Origin of the sequence: Sphingobacterium paramultivorum (assembly GCF_014109745.1) — a bacterium.
In the GTDB taxonomy this organism is placed as follows: domain Bacteria; phylum Bacteroidota; class Bacteroidia; order Sphingobacteriales; family Sphingobacteriaceae; genus Sphingobacterium; species Sphingobacterium paramultivorum.
In genome coordinates this window covers 202,212-216,926 of the sequence record NZ_CP058555.1, presented here as the reverse complement: position 1 = coordinate 216,926, position 14,715 = coordinate 202,212, and the positions used below count along the sequence as shown (strand labels likewise).

Genomic DNA, 14,715 nt, shown 5'->3' with positions numbered 1-14,715 from the left:
TTGCGCCCAAGATGTAAATTTAAAACACAAATTCATGCAGAAGAAAACAAAATTAATTACAAAAGTGCTAGTATTTAGCTCACTACTGTTTACAATTTTCACCTTTAGTCAATGTCAAAAAGAAGGGGTAGAAAACCTAACAATTGATGCGCCTAACGATGTGGATTTACAAAGTGTTGTTTCAACAACTTCAACTTCTGTATTCACAGTAAATGTTTCAAAAGGTATTTCCGATGGCGGATTTTCGGTACGAATTCCGATGGACGCCAATTTAATAAGCGACACAAACGATAAGCCAACTGCATCAACCGTAAGAGTATTTGAAAATGGTGTTGAAATAGGCCCTTCGCACTCTGTACACCAGGAAATCAGAAACTTAGGTAAAGGTCGTTTCAGTCATAAATCGGGCTTCTTGTTTCTTTCGGCTTCTGATAACTCAGATCCGAGAACCAATCGTAAGAAATACACCTATACTGTAGGAAATCAAAGCATTACATTACCTCCAGTAGTTCCGCCAACCGGTACCACAGATCCTCCAGTATCTACTAATGAACCTATCGGATATGCTTCTGTAAATGGTAAAACAACAGGAGGTGCAGGCGGCCAGACGGTAACTGTGTCAACTTTTTCAGCGCTTCAAAGTGCTGTTTCATCCTCGGCACCATTAATTATACAAGTTTCTGGTACAATTACAGGATCTGGATTACTTAGAGTACAATCTAATAAAACGATTCTGGGCCTTAACGGATCTAAACTGATTGGTGCAAGTTTGTTTATCTACGGGAAGAGCAATATCATTATCCGGAATATGACAATCAGCAAAGTTAAAACATATTCAAATATAATTATCAAAGGTGGTGCACACCACGTGTGGGTAGATCACTGTGACCTTTCATCAGAACGGGTAAGCGACTGGGATTACTATGATGGATTGTTGGACGTAGGAACTGGTGCTGATTACGTTACACTATCATGGAATAAGCTGTACGACAACCATAAAGCTATGCTGATCGGTTTTAGTTACAACGAACCTGAATCTGTTGGTAAACTTCGTGTTACTGTACATAACAACTATTTCTATAATGTTTCAGAACGTTGTCCGAATGTAAGATATGGAACTGTTCATACTTTCAATAACTATTATGACAATGCAGGATTTGTTAGCTCTTTTATGGGGGCAATTGTAAGAGTGGAAAATAGTTATTTCAAAAACACTACGCTTCCGATCAGAACAGAACTTAGTCCTGTAGCAGGTGTTATCAGCGGTGAAAATACCAATATATTTGATAACTCTGGAAAAAACAAAATTACTACGGCCCCTTCAAATTGGGTACCTACTTACGAATATAAATCAGTACTTAGTGCTGCAGCAAATGTTCCATCTATTGTGATGAAAGGTGCTGGCGCAACTTTATAATCAACAGAAGTAAGTTAAAACATTTAATTGCAAGGCCATCTGACTGTAAGTCAGGTGGCCTTTTGGTTCATGTATAATTCTTTTTAATTCCACTATTATGGCAGAAAATAGAAAAAAAGTATTGATAGCGTGCGATTCTCCGCGTACATTACTTGATTTTAGGGGTAAACTCATTGAAGAACTTATCAAGAAGAATGAGGTGTTTGTTTATACCCCAAAAATTTCACAACAGCATGTTCAAGAAAAGCTAAAGAATCTTGGAGTAACTGTTTTTGAAAATCATCTGAACGGAAGTAATGTATCGATCCTCTCCGATCTTACATACATGATTCAATTATACAAGGTTATCAGGAAACTAAGACCGGATATTTTCTTTCCCTACACATTTAAACCTGTAATCTATGGAACTATTATAGCAAAGCTTTGTGGAATAGATTGTATAACTCCGATGTTAACCGGACTGGGGTATAATTTCACCGATAATAGTTCTAAAAAAAGTATAGTGAGCCTGATAACCAAAACACTGCTTAAGTTAAGCCTGATGGAAAACCGGAGGGTCAGAATCATTTTTCAGAACCGAGATGATTATAATAAATTAATAGAATCAGGTATAATCGGAATTAAACATCAGGCATTTGTAGTAAATGGTTCTGGTGTGGATTTGGGCCATTATGATTATTCTGAACCAGAAACTACTAATATCAGTTTTCTAATGATATCCCGCCTTATCAATGCAAAAGGTGTAAATGAGTTTTTTGAAGCCGCGAAAACCATCAGATCCAAATACCCGGATATAAAATTCAGGCTTATTGGTTCTTTTGATGATAACATTGACTCCATTAACAAAGAACTGTATTTCAAAATTCAATCTGGAGATACCTTAGAATATATTGGGCAAGTGGATGACGTAAGACCGTATATAAAAAATTCATCCATCGTTGTACTCCCTTCGTATTATGGAGAAGGTGTTCCCAGATGTATCCTAGAAGGCATGGCCATGGGAAGGGCCATCATTACCAGCGATTCTGTTGGATGTCGTGAAACTGTAAATGTTTCACCTTCCTGTACTAATGGTTTTTTGGTTCCGGTAAAAAATATTCCAGCGCTTGCTTCCAAAATGGAGCACTACATAAATAATACCCGAGATATTATCTCATATGGTATCAATGGTCGAAAATTCGCCAAAGAGAAATTTGATGTGAACCTTGTCAATGCAGAAATGCTGAAAATCATGAACGTTGGCTAGCTTGTACATCTAAAAAACTGTAGTTCTTTAAAAATATTATAAGTCATGGCATATCGCTTGATCAATTTTCAACAATCGGAAGAATGGACAGCATATGTCCATAATTCTGTAAACTATGATTTTTATCATACCTGGCACTATCATTCATTAGAGAAAAACGGGGATCCATTTCTTTTCGTTTACGAAGAATCGGATGTGTTTATTGTGCTACCTCTGCTAAAAAGAGAAATTGAAAATTCAGGTTTATATGACCTGACTTCTGTATATGGTTATTCAGGGCCGATTTCTAATAGAAAATTTGCAGAAATAAGTGACCAGATACTTGAAAATTTCAAGTATTTCTTCTTAAACTTCATGAACACTGGAAGATATATCTGTGTTTTCTGTAGACTTAATCCTTTTATTGACCAGAAAGTGTTGATTGAAAAAATAGGAGGTATTTCCAACAATGGTAAAACTGTATACATGGACTTATCCATTTCTATTGAAGAGCAAAGAACAGGCTATGAAAAAAGGATGGGCAGACAAATCAGACACTTGAGAAAGATGCCTTACATTATTAAAGAAGCTAAAACCGGAGATGAAATAAGTTTATTTACGGCCATGTACAATGAGAACATGCACCGGCTGAAAGCAGAAAAAAGCTATTTTTTCAACGAAGATTATTTTGCAGCAATTATTAAAGAGGATAGTTGCAAGTTAATCGTGATGTATGATGGAATTAAAATGATTTGCGGCGCAATTATTATGTGTTGTGGAGGCATAATACGAAACCATCTGTCTGCCACAGCAGTCGATTATGTTAATCAATCGCCCAGTAAGTTACTCACGGACGAAATAAGTATAATAGGTAGGCAGCTAGGAATGAAGTATTTTCACCTGGGCGGTGGTTTGGGAGGTCGGGAAGACTCCTTATTTAAATTCAAATCATCCTTTTCAAATCTGTTTCTCGAAGATTCTACCTGGAAATTTGTATCGGATACAGTCGTATACAATGATCTGATCAAGGAAAGAAAGAACGATTTAAATATAAATTATTTCCCCTTGTACCGTTACCCTGAAATGGACATTAAATAAAAACAATCCGATTTCAAAATACCGGGTTTTCTAAAAAAAATAAATTTTTAACCATTAAATCTGTATGCTTTGAAAAATATATTTAATTACTCTGGAGCTACTATTAGTGACTTTGAGAATGCAATTGATCAGTTTGGTTGGGTTATATATGAAAACGCTCTTAATGAAGAGCTGATTACTCAAATTATTAATGACCTGGAACCGGCTTATTTGCAAAGAAGAGAAATCCAAACCCAAAACGGTATTGAAACAAATATGGAGGGAACCCTTCATCATTTATTGGAATGTGACAATTTTAGTTTACATTTTTTAGAACAAATGTTTTGTGATAAGGAAATACGCTTCTTTTTAGGTGGAAACTATATTTTAAATGGGTTTAGCGCGGTTATTAACATGAAAAACGATAGGCCGTATGTTCAAAATATTCATCGGGATTTGAGAAGTTTTACCGGAAATATGAAAATGATGATCCAAATGATTGTGTTGCTTGATCATTTTACAGAAGAGAATGGTGCTACTTATTTACTTTCAGGCTCACACAAAGAAGATATTAAACCAAGTGAGGAATATTTTTACAAACACGCTGACAGGGCGATAACAAAAAAAGGCAGTATTATCTTGTTTGATTCTAACTTATGGCATGCTGCCGGTAAAAATTATACTGAAAATGCTAGAAAAGTATTAACATTAAGTTTCACCAAACCATTCTTTAAGCCGATGTTTGATTTTCCAAGATATTTAGGTTATGAATTTGGAGAATCTTTAAGTGAAAGCTTAAGGCAAGTTGTTGGTTACAACGCCAGAATTCCATCAGATTTGTACGAGTTTTATCAACCTCCTCATAAAAGAATGTATTTATCGAGTCAAGGTTAATAGTTTTTTGAGAAAATTTAACTTCCAATTTTTATGAAAGATCAAAAAGAACTTCAGAAAACCATTGGAGGCTTTTTTCAGTTACAACTCTCAAATGGCGAAGAATACTATCCTTCACTCATAAAATTAAATACAACCAGAAATGCATTAGAATATATATTGAAGGTTAAGGGGTATACTAAAATTTATATACCCTATTTTACGTGTGATACGATATTGGAACCTATGTTAAAATTGGCAGTTCCATATGAGTTTTATACACTGGATAAACAGTTAGACCCTATTGTTGATTTTGAAATTGGATATACTGAATGCTTTTTGTATACCAACTATTTTGGCATAAAACAGCATACAGTAGAAAAATTAAGCAAAAACGTTAAAAATTTAATTGTTGATAATTCGCAGGCCTTCTTTTCAAAACCAATAGATAACATCGATACAATATATTCATGCAGAAAGTTTTTTGGCGTCTCTGATGGTGCTTACTTGCAACTTAATAGTAGTCTCCGATTGAACATAGAAACGGACATATCTTTTGATAGATTGTTACATCTTATAAAGAGTATCGATGTTGGGAGTGAAAATTCATATGGGGATTTTGTTGAAAACGATAAAAGTCTTGAAAACAACGATATAAAAAAGATGTCTGTTGTAACGCAGAAAATTCTTTCTGGAATTAATTATCAAAACAGTGAAAAAATAAGAAAACAAAACTATAATTATCTGCAGGAAAATTTGGCTCTAATAAATGAACTTGATATTGAAATACCTTTAGATGCTGTTCCTATGGTATACCCTCTTCTTATTTCAAATGATAAAGTTAAAACTAAACTTATAGCGAATAAAATATTTGTTCCTACCTATTGGCCTAATGTTTTTAAGTGGACAAACGAACAGATGTTTGAAAATCATCTGGCAAAACACCTTGTCCCACTACCAATAGATCATCGGTATACTATAAAAGATATGGAACGAATAGTTTGTGTGTTGAAAGATATAATACATGAACTAGCATCTTAGTTCTATTTACTAGCCTCTTTATTTTTTGATTCACATTATGAATTTACTTTAAATCTTTTAAAAAAATAGGATGGATAATTTAGTTTATATAAGACCATTGGTTTTAAGCGATGCAAATGTCTCTTATCAGTGGAGAAATGATTCTGACATCTGGAAATATACTGAATTTAAACCTGATAGATACGTTTCTTTAGAAACTGAACAGGAATGGATAAAAGGCAAATTAGAGAATAAGGATGAACGACGGTTTGCAATTTGTCTTAAAGAAAACAATCAATACATAGGAAATATTCAGTTATTAACTATAAATAATGGACTGGCATCCTTTCATATATTCATAGGTGAAAAAAGCTTATGGGGAAACGGAATAGGCAAGCAAGCTACAAAGCTTATATTAAAGTATGCTTTTTTCGAACTAGGTTTAAAATGTGTCTTATTAGAGGTAAATCCATTAAATATTCCTGCTTATAAAACTTACGAAAGAATGGGTTTTGTTGCAGTAGGCTCCAATGAAGTAAATGGATTTATTAAAATGAAATTAAATAAAAAAGAGTTTCCCATCTAACCTTAGTTCACTTACTATCATGAGAAAATTAATTACTCTTTTTCACAAAGAGCAATGGAAAGCCTACGTATGGCGCCAATGAGCCAATATATAATTCCTTAGTTGATCGTATAGGAATCGATCCTAATAATAAGATTGAGTATTTCACCTTATACAGATACGACTTTATGCCGTTAAATAATGCAATACTCCAATATTAGCTGATATATGTTAGTATTTGATTAACCTCTTGGTCTTGTGACCACCTAAAAATGTACCCCATGATTAAATTACTTACCCTTAACGAAAGAAGCGAATGGAATTCTTACATTAAACGCTCTTTTGTACACGATTTTTATCATACCTGGCATTATCATTCTTTAGACAATAGTGGTAATCCTATACTCTTGATTTATGAAGAAGGTGAAAATTTCATAGCCTTTCCGTTCCTCAAAAGAGTTATCCCTGATTCGCCATTTTTTGATTTAAGCTCTGTGTATGGATATCCTGGACCAATTGCAAGTAAAAAATTCGAACACCTGGATGAAGGATTAATCAATAATTTTAAAAAGTCATTTTTAAAATTTCTGAAAAACGAACAGATAGTCTCCGTATTCTCCCGATTGAACCCTTTTTTTGATCAGTATATTTTGATGAAAGAATTTGAGGGGGTTCATGAAAATGGACTTACTGTTGCACTCGATCTGAATTTACCTTTAGATGTTCAGCGTAAAAAGTACGATCGGTCTGCCACTAGAGCGATCAAAAGGTGCCGGAATAAAGGATACTTCGTAAAGGAATCAAAACGACAGGAAGATATTGATACATTCATTGATATCTATACAGAAAACATGCGTCGAATCGGCTCAACTGAATACTATTTATTTGATAAACAATACTTTACAAACCTAATTCATTCAAAAGAGTTTGATTGCAGATTATTATTGGTTTATTTAGGTGATGAAATTACATGTGCAATGATCATCTCTTTTTCTCACGGCATTATTCAGGCACATTTGGTTGCTACTAAAGCATCATATTTAAATCAATCTCCTGCAAAATTTCTAGTTGATGAAATTACCATTATTGGACGGGAAAGGGGAATGAAGTTTCTTCATCTAGGTGGGGGGCTCGGCTTTAAAGAAGATTCCCTGTTCCGATGGAAATCGGCTTTTTCAGATCTGTTCTTAAACTATAAAAGTTTCCGGTTCATTGCAAACCGCAAAGCATACAACTATTTGCTTGATAAGCGCGGAATTGATAAAAAAATAGCAATCGACTATTTCCCTTTATACAGAGCTTTCATTACCTTATTTTCCTCTCTATCATTTATCTAAAATTACTCTTATTATGAAAAAGTTATTATTTAGCAATAAAGTACATTCAAGATGGCTGATATTATTGATCGATCAGTTAATCGTAATCTGGACACTCTTTATGTCTTTATTGCTGACAAAAAAAACTGAATCTGCTGAATTGTTTTACACCAGCAATATCCTATATATAGGACTTTACAGTGTGATCTCTATTTACGTGTTTATCAACATGAGAATTCATACAGGAATCATAAGATATTCCAATACAGAAGATATCTTCCGCGTATTCATGGCAGTGCTAATAAGCAGTATTGGTTTTATGCTTATCAGTAATTTGTTTGTTGCTCCATATTTTAAACTTCCGTGGAAATGGTTTGACAAAGTACTGTTATTGAACTTTTTTATTTCTTCATCCTTGTTAATTATTTTGAGAATAGCCGTCAAACACATTTTTGGATATTTAAAAGATTTACAACCCGGAAATATAAAGGATAATATTTTAATTTATGGAACTGACAGCACCTCAATTCTGGTGAAAAAAGCATTGGATACCTGTCAGGAAACACCTATAAATGTCTTTGGTTTTATTGATGATGATCTGGATAAAATAAACAAACATATAGAACAAAAAAATGTATATCCGTCATTTTGCATAGAAACTCTTAAGAAAAAATATGCTATCAATAAAGTTTTATTAGTTGGCAACGATCTAAATATTAATGGAAAAAAGAAAGCAATTGAAAAATGTATAGAACTGGGTATTAAAGTAGTTACAGTGCCGTCTTCTGATAAATGGCTATATGGTAAATTAAGTCCTAATCAGATACAGGACTTGAAAATTGAAGATCTTTTACAACGGGAACCTATTATCCTCAAAAAGAATAATGTATCAAAAGAGATAAACGGAAAGAGAGTTTTGATTACCGGAGCAGCAGGCTCAATAGGCTCCGAAATTGTACGTCAGGTTTTAAACTATAAACCAGAGTATATCATCCTCTGCGATCAGGCAGAAACACCTTTACACGAACTTCAGCTTGAAATTCAAGATTATTATCCCGAAGGTAAAACCAAAATATTCATGGCCAACATCCAGAACAAAAGCCGAATGAAAACACTGTTTGAAGAATTTAAACCACAGATTGTTTTTCACGCAGCGGCTTATAAACATGTTCCGATGATGGAAAATAATCCTGCAGAAGCTATATTAACCAACGTATTAGGTACGAAAAACATATCCGAGCTTTCGATAGATCATGAGGTAGAAAAGTTTATTATGATTTCTACAGACAAAGCTGTAAAACCCACTAATATTATGGGAGCTTCTAAACGTCTTGCAGAAATGTATATCCAATCGCTAAATAACAATAATATATTATCAGCTTCGGAGAACGTTAGAGCAAATTTTAAGAGTTTACTTAAACCAAAAACTAAATTTATTACGACCCGTTTCGGGAATGTTATGGGGTCAAACGGATCTGTCATTCCGAGATTTAAAGCTCAGATAGAAAAGGGTGGCCCAATAACAGTTACCCATCCAGAAATAACCAGATATTTTATGACTATTCCTGAATCTGTACAATTGGTATTGGAAGCTGCAGCAATGGGAAATGGAGGTGAAATCTTTATTTTTGATATGGGAGACCCGGTTAAGATTGTTGATCTGGCAAAGAACATGATCAAACTTGCCGGCATGACGCCTGATAAGGATATCAAAATTGTTTTTACCGGACTACGACCCGGAGAAAAGTTATATGAGGAGTTACTCCTTTTAGAAGAAGAAACTATTCCGACCCATCATCAAAAGATTAAAATATCTAAAATTATTGATTATAGCTTTAATTATGTTCATCAGGTTACAGAGGAATTATTGTGCTTAAATAGCTTGAACAATGACTATGAAATGGTAAAAAAAATGAAAGAAATTCTACCAGATTTCATCAGTAATAATTCCAAATATGAAGAGCTAGACTTTTGTGAGACTAATTAGATCAACTTTAACATTTTTTTATTATGGGCATACACGTAGGAAATATTCTAAAACAGGTTCTTCGAATGGAACGTATTGGGATTAGCGAATTATCCCGAAAGCTTAAAGTAAGTAGAAGAACAATATATAATTGGTTTGAACAAGAAAATTTGAATCTTCAAATTCTCTTAGAAGTTGGTAATATAATTGGACACGATTTCACGGCCGAACTACCGGAAACGTTAGTAAAAAACCATCGTCACGTGCTTAGTGCACAAGATGCTTCTTCTGTAAAAAATACAGATGCCGATAATAATTCTGTTTATTTCTGGATGAATAAATATATTGGCTTGTTAGAAAAATATAATGATCTATTAAATCTCATTTCCGAGAACTCACCTTCAAATAAGAATTCAACAGGCAAAAATGGTTATTTTTTATTGTAAAGATGACCTGAAGCCTACCCTCCTATTGTAATCTCACCCTAACTAGCTATATCCAAAACTAAATAATTCAAAATTAGTGCCAGTGCTGATCGATACGATCTTAAAGTAAAAAATATAACAGATCATATCAGTCAAATAACTAAAAATAATGAAAATCTGGTTAGCACGTATACTGCTTTTAAAATCAGAAAAACGCTACCTGAAATTGAAAAATATCAAAATGCGCATCCTCTAAAAACAGATAGCCTGAATACTTTCATTATCAAGCAGAATAAATTGCTGGATGAATTAAAAAAAATTAAATAAATGTGCGGCTTCTTACTTTCGTCCATCCAAGCCCGTATCATCCTTTCCCTATTAAAAGCTAACCCCATCTGTCCATCGCTTGCCACTGCAATCAGACCGACGTCTGATTGATCTCAACGCCTAATTTCCTCAGTTAATTCGATTTTTTCCTGCGTTCATTGTTTTGTTATTGAATAAAAAACAGCACCATAATATTTTTGCTTCATCAAACAATTAAAATCAAAAAAGATGAACAGAGAATTAGTATTTTTAAGAATTTTCGCAGTTGCAACTGTTATAGGAATTACATTGATTTCATTAACTGCATTTAAAAAATCAGGAAACCAAAAATTTAGTGAAATAGATGTAGAACGTATCAACATTGTGGAAAAAGACGGAACGGTAAAAATGGTTATTACCAATGTAGATCGTTTTCCGAACGGAACTAGCAAAATCAATAATCGCCCGACCAACGCAGACCGAAAAAAACGTTCGGGAATGTTATTCTTTAACGAAGAAGGCATAGAATGTGGCGGATTTATCTATGACGGAAGAAAAACAGAAAACGGACATTCGGCGGGGCTTTCTCTGACTTACGACCAATATGATGGCGACCAAGTAATGCAATTACTGACACAAGATATTGGAAAAGGCGACAAACGATCTGTTAGCAGTACGTTGGCGTTCAACGATCGACCAGACAAAGAATCGCAACTCAAAACAATGGAAATCATGCAAGAACTTGAAGTACTTCGCAAAAAAGATCCAAAAGCAATGGAAGAAAAATACAAAGAATATGAAGCACAAGGAATACTTGGTGGCGTTCCACGAGTAATGCTTGGTAAATCCAGAAGTCAAAACAACGGATTGTTTCTTTTTGATGACAAAGGCATGCCAAAAGCGATGTTTTATGTGGACAAAGAAAACAATGCAAAACTAGATTTCTATGATGAAACAGGAAACGTCATGGCTTCATTTCCCGAAAAGAAAAATTAATTAGTTTCAGCATAAAAAATAGTCCTGCAACATCTCAGGACTATTTTTTTTTTGTAAATTGTCCTATCAAACTTCAATGAAGAATATCATCCACAAAATATATCAAATCCGACATTTTTTGCTGTTCATTTTACTGTTCGCTTACATACAATCCATTTACACGCGAATAGCAGTAAGACGGCAAATAAATGCTTACATATTCACGCCAGAAGCAGCTTTGGCTACAGTAATTGGAGCAGGAATTTTGTTTTTGATTATTCTTTTCTTCATTCGAAAATGGCAAGGAACAGATACGTTCAGTAATCAAACAATGCTGAAAATTTTTGGCACTTCGTTGCTTTCATTTGTAATTTCTATGCAGTTGATAGGATTATTGATAGCATTTGCTTTTGGAAATATAGAGCGAAATTTCAACCAACAAGCCTTTACTCTTTCCTTGTTTTCTGATTTTTTGAATGGCGTTATTTACGGTAGTTTTTTCCTTGCCTATCACTATTTCAATAAAAATAAAAAACACCAACAAAAACTAGCAATATATAACCAATCTTTGGCAGAAAGTAAAATCAATCAACTCAAAGCACAACTTAATCCGCATTTTTTGTTCAATAATCTAAATGTATTGGATCAATTAATTGAAGAAGACAAACAAAAAGCATCTGATTTTCTGAACGAATTTGCCGAAATTTATCGTTATGTATTGCAAGCATCAGATAAGGAATTGACAGATATTGATCAGGAAATCGATTTTGCTAAACAATATTTCAAACTCATTCAGTATAAGTATGGAAATGCCTATAAGCTAAACATCGAAACCCAAAATGCAAAAGGTTTTATTGTTCCGCTTACTTTGCAATTATTAATCGAAAATGCACTTCAACACAATATAGGTTCACAAGAAAATCCTGTTTATATCAAAATAAATATTGATGAAAATATTTTTGTTTCAAATAATATAAATCTGAAGCGAAATACAAAGCTAACATCAGGACGAGCACTGAAAAACCTGAAAGAACAATATCAATTGCTTTCAAAAAAACCAATTGAAATTCATCAAACCGAAAAAGAATTTTCTGCAACTGTCCCTATTATTCATAAACAAAGTAAATGACAAAAATACTCATCATAGAAGACGAAATTCCGGCTCGAAAAAAGCTAAAAAGATTTATTGAAGAAGTAAATTCCTCAACCGAAATCATCGCCGAATTAGATACAGTTCAATCTGCTGTGTTTTTTTTGAAAAGCCACCAACCTGACCTTATTTTTTCGGATATTGAACTTTTGGACGGAAATGCTTTTGAGATTTACCAGCAAGTTTATATTTCGTGTCCTATCATTTTCACCACGGCTTACGACCAATTTTGGATGGATGCTTTTGATGGCAATGGTATCGCATATTTACTGAAACCTTTCTCTAAAGAACGATTTCTAAAAGCGTGGGACAAATATCTTTTACTTGGAAATGCTACTTCAAATGAAGAAAAGGCAATCGTCAATCTAACCAAATTTTTTCAGCAAAATTTCATCCAAAAACAGTATAAAAAACGTTTTTCCATCAATACGAATCAAGGGATTTATTTCTTAGAAACAGAAAACATTTTGTTTTTTGAAGCCGATGAAGGAATTATTTTTGCTTACGATACCAAAGGTAAGAAACATCTACTTACTGAAACTACATTGAAAGAAATTGAGGAGCAACTCAACCCTTTGGACTTTTTCCGTATCAACCGAAGTGAATTTGTTCACAAACCTTACATCGAAAAGATCGAACGATATAAAAAAAATACGCTTGCTATCAAATTAAAAGAATTTGAAACTTATTTAAAAACCAGTCAAAGCAATACGGCGACATTTCGGGAATGGATTGAAAAATAAGAGCGATCGCATTTAAGTGAGCTCTTTCCTTATTCTGCTCAAGGACTGCGGCGTAATCTTGAGATAAGAAGCGATATATTGCTGTGGAACCTGTTGAACGATCGCTGGGTAACGTCGTAAAAGTTCCAAGTATTTGGTTTTCGCATCGCCATAATTCAGAAAATCATTATCCTTTATTTTTTGAAGCAATGAAGCCTCACTAAAGGTTTTGAAATAAACATATAGATTTGGAATGGTCTGAAAATACCGTTCAAAAGCTGAAAAAGCTATCGTATAGATCTTGCTGGCAACAACTGCCTGAATAGCCTCTGTAGCCGGCTGCCTAGTATAGTAACTTTCAAGATTTGCGAAAAATTGGTGCTCCTTGATAAAATGCTTCGTGACATCATTGCCTGATATATCCGCACCCAGCAAACGTAAGATACCGCTTTCAACAAAGAGAATCTCAGACGCTACTTCATGGAGTTCTTCGATATAGGTACCCGCTTTTACCTGGCGTAATTTAAAACTCGCAGCAAGCAGATCAATATCGCTTGCAGCAAGTATTCCTCCAAAAGCAAGTGCAGCCCTAAGTTTTTCCATTATTTTTTACGATTTGTAGTTCCAATAGACTGTTTGCGCAGGCGATTACCGCTTCCTTGACCGGAATGGGCTTCCATCCCAGTTCTCTCTGCGCTTTACTGATATCTGTTTTCCTCCGAACCATCTCCAACAAAACCGGTTTGAGCTCGGGGCGAAATTGCGCCAGCATCCTTGTTATAAAGTTAGGAAATTCTGCTGTAGGAATTTTATGTCCCGGAAAATGATCTTTAAGGATGAGCGCAACAGCCTTGAGCGTTAAATACCCCGTGGCAGCGATATACCTATTGCCGGTTGCGTCCGGGCTTTCCATGGCCAAAATAAGGAGATCTGCTACAGAACGGACATCGACAAGATCGAAACCGATCTTAGGCAAAGCGGGATAACTCCCGTTCATCAAGGCGACAACGATCTCTGCAGAAGTACCATAATCTTTTTCGATCACCGGCCCCAAAATAGCCCCTGGACATACCGTAACCAATTCCAGCGAGCTAGCATCTTGTCTGATAAAATCCCAGGCGGCCTTCTCGGCGATGGTTTTACTTTTATAATAGGGCGTAAGATCACTCTCGCGGCTTATATCCGTCCAATCGCTTTCCGTTAAAATTTTGTTGGGTTCTTTATTTTGTCTACCATAAGCAATAGCGGCTAAAGAAGAGGTCATCACAACCCGCTTAACATTGTTGTCTACCGCGGCACTCAAAATATTTAACGTACCGTTTTTTGCAGGTACGATTAATTCATCCTCATTCTTGGGCAGTGTTGTCGGGAAAGGTGATGCAACATGCTGGATAAAGTCCACTCCTTTTGCAAGATCGTTCCAGATACTTGCATCGTTTAAATCTGCGACTGCAAAGTGCAGCTTATCCAAATGATCGGTATGTTGGCCAATCACCTCCTTTATCGATGATATGCGATCTCTGTTCCGTAGTGTACCTATCACCTCATAGCCTTTATTGAGCAATTGAATGGCCGTATGTGCACCTAAAAAACCGGTAACTCCGGTCAGTAATACTTGCTGATTTTTCATTTCCTTTTATTTATAAAGTTCGGATGATCTCATCAAGCTACCATTACC

At 34.7% G+C, this 14,715-nt stretch carries 14 protein-coding genes; 12 read left to right on the top strand and 2 right to left on the bottom strand.

Going from position 1 to position 14,715, the window contains the following annotated elements:
- Positions 1 to 34 precede the first annotated feature (34 nt).
- The 12 genes from HS960_RS00930 to HS960_RS00875 all read left to right on the top strand — a co-directional run bounded on the left by HS960_RS00930 (position 35) and on the right by HS960_RS00875 (position 13,058).
- Positions 35 to 1,417, top strand: coding sequence for a pectate lyase family protein (locus HS960_RS00930; protein WP_153847658.1), 1,383 nt, complete (start codon positions 35 to 37; stop codon positions 1,415 to 1,417).
- A gap of 97 nt (positions 1,418 to 1,514) precedes the next feature.
- The gene (locus tag HS960_RS00925; RefSeq protein WP_153847659.1) at positions 1,515 to 2,663 is read left to right on the top strand and encodes a glycosyltransferase family 4 protein; all 1,149 of its coding nucleotides are present in this window, start codon (positions 1,515 to 1,517) and stop codon (positions 2,661 to 2,663) included.
- A gap of 45 nt (positions 2,664 to 2,708) precedes the next feature.
- Entirely contained in the window at positions 2,709 to 3,740 is a 1,032-nt protein-coding gene (locus tag HS960_RS00920) for a GNAT family N-acetyltransferase (protein WP_182331034.1), read from the top strand.
- 69 nt (positions 3,741 to 3,809) lie between these two features.
- Positions 3,810 to 4,613: a phytanoyl-CoA dioxygenase family protein gene (locus HS960_RS00915; RefSeq protein WP_153847661.1), complete on the top strand. Its 804-nt coding sequence runs from the start codon at positions 3,810 to 3,812 to the stop codon at positions 4,611 to 4,613.
- A gap of 33 nt (positions 4,614 to 4,646) precedes the next feature.
- Positions 4,647 to 5,633, top strand: a complete 987-nt coding sequence (locus HS960_RS00910) for an aspartate aminotransferase family protein (RefSeq protein ID WP_182331033.1) — start codon at positions 4,647 to 4,649, stop codon at positions 5,631 to 5,633.
- 70 nt (positions 5,634 to 5,703) lie between these two features.
- The gene (locus HS960_RS00905) at positions 5,704 to 6,198 is read left to right on the top strand and encodes a GNAT family N-acetyltransferase (RefSeq protein WP_121125665.1); all 495 of its coding nucleotides are present in this window, start codon (positions 5,704 to 5,706) and stop codon (positions 6,196 to 6,198) included.
- Between the two features lie 260 nt (positions 6,199 to 6,458).
- Positions 6,459 to 7,514: a GNAT family N-acetyltransferase gene (locus HS960_RS00900; RefSeq protein WP_159728129.1), complete on the top strand. Its 1,056-nt coding sequence runs from the start codon at positions 6,459 to 6,461 to the stop codon at positions 7,512 to 7,514.
- A gap of 13 nt (positions 7,515 to 7,527) precedes the next feature.
- Positions 7,528 to 9,480, top strand: coding sequence for a polysaccharide biosynthesis protein (locus HS960_RS00895; RefSeq protein WP_153847663.1), 1,953 nt, complete (start codon positions 7,528 to 7,530; stop codon positions 9,478 to 9,480).
- Positions 9,481 to 9,503: 23 nt separating this feature from the next.
- Entirely contained in the window at positions 9,504 to 9,905 is a 402-nt protein-coding gene (locus HS960_RS00890) for a helix-turn-helix domain-containing protein (protein ID WP_182331032.1), read from the top strand.
- 534 nt (positions 9,906 to 10,439) lie between these two features.
- Positions 10,440 to 11,186 carry a hypothetical protein gene (locus tag HS960_RS00885; protein WP_153847665.1) on the top strand — a complete coding sequence of 249 codons (747 nt, stop codon included), beginning with the start codon at positions 10,440 to 10,442 and terminating at the stop codon, positions 11,184 to 11,186.
- Positions 11,187 to 11,262: 76 nt separating this feature from the next.
- Positions 11,263 to 12,294 (top strand): sensor histidine kinase, encoded by a 1,032-nt coding sequence (locus HS960_RS00880; RefSeq protein WP_153847666.1) that lies wholly within the window; start codon positions 11,263 to 11,265, stop codon positions 12,292 to 12,294.
- Positions 12,291 to 13,058, top strand: a complete 768-nt coding sequence (locus HS960_RS00875) for a LytR/AlgR family response regulator transcription factor (protein WP_153847667.1) — start codon at positions 12,291 to 12,293, stop codon at positions 13,056 to 13,058. Before HS960_RS00880 ends, HS960_RS00875 begins: the two co-directional genes overlap by 4 nt.
- A gap of 12 nt (positions 13,059 to 13,070) precedes the next feature.
- Here the strand turns inward: HS960_RS00875 and HS960_RS00870 are convergent, their stop codons facing one another.
- Positions 13,071 to 13,640, bottom strand: a complete 570-nt coding sequence (locus tag HS960_RS00870; RefSeq protein ID WP_153847668.1) for a Crp/Fnr family transcriptional regulator — start codon at positions 13,638 to 13,640, stop codon at positions 13,071 to 13,073.
- Positions 13,627 to 14,667 (bottom strand): SDR family oxidoreductase, encoded by a 1,041-nt coding sequence (locus HS960_RS00865; protein WP_153847669.1) that lies wholly within the window; start codon positions 14,665 to 14,667, stop codon positions 13,627 to 13,629. The genes HS960_RS00870 and HS960_RS00865 overlap by 14 nt, the downstream gene beginning before the upstream one ends.
- Between the last annotated feature and the right edge of the window lie 48 nt (positions 14,668 to 14,715).

Excerpts from the sequence above, each read along its gene's own strand:
- HS960_RS00865 (WP_153847669.1), bottom strand. The coding sequence starts at position 14,667 with ATGAAAAATCAGCAAGTATTACTGACCGGAGTTACCGGTTTTTTAGGT.
- HS960_RS00900 (WP_159728129.1), top strand. The coding sequence starts at position 6,459 with ATGATTAAATTACTTACCCTTAACGAAAGAAGCGAATGGAATTCTTAC.
- HS960_RS00870 (WP_153847668.1), bottom strand. The coding sequence starts at position 13,640 with ATGGAAAAACTTAGGGCTGCACTTGCTTTTGGAGGAATACTTGCTGCA.
- HS960_RS00920 (WP_182331034.1), top strand. The coding sequence starts at position 2,709 with ATGGCATATCGCTTGATCAATTTTCAACAATCGGAAGAATGGACAGCA.
- HS960_RS00910 (WP_182331033.1), top strand. The coding sequence starts at position 4,647 with ATGAAAGATCAAAAAGAACTTCAGAAAACCATTGGAGGCTTTTTTCAG.
- HS960_RS00890 (WP_182331032.1), top strand. The coding sequence starts at position 9,504 with ATGGGCATACACGTAGGAAATATTCTAAAACAGGTTCTTCGAATGGAA.
- HS960_RS00885 (WP_153847665.1), top strand. The coding sequence starts at position 10,440 with ATGAACAGAGAATTAGTATTTTTAAGAATTTTCGCAGTTGCAACTGTT.
- HS960_RS00905 (WP_121125665.1), top strand. The coding sequence starts at position 5,704 with ATGGATAATTTAGTTTATATAAGACCATTGGTTTTAAGCGATGCAAAT.
- HS960_RS00930 (WP_153847658.1), top strand. The coding sequence starts at position 35 with ATGCAGAAGAAAACAAAATTAATTACAAAAGTGCTAGTATTTAGCTCA.
- HS960_RS00875 (WP_153847667.1), top strand. The coding sequence starts at position 12,291 with ATGACAAAAATACTCATCATAGAAGACGAAATTCCGGCTCGAAAAAAG.
- HS960_RS00880 (WP_153847666.1), top strand. The coding sequence starts at position 11,263 with ATGAAGAATATCATCCACAAAATATATCAAATCCGACATTTTTTGCTG.
- HS960_RS00895 (WP_153847663.1), top strand. The coding sequence starts at position 7,528 with ATGAAAAAGTTATTATTTAGCAATAAAGTACATTCAAGATGGCTGATA.
- HS960_RS00925 (WP_153847659.1), top strand. The coding sequence starts at position 1,515 with ATGGCAGAAAATAGAAAAAAAGTATTGATAGCGTGCGATTCTCCGCGT.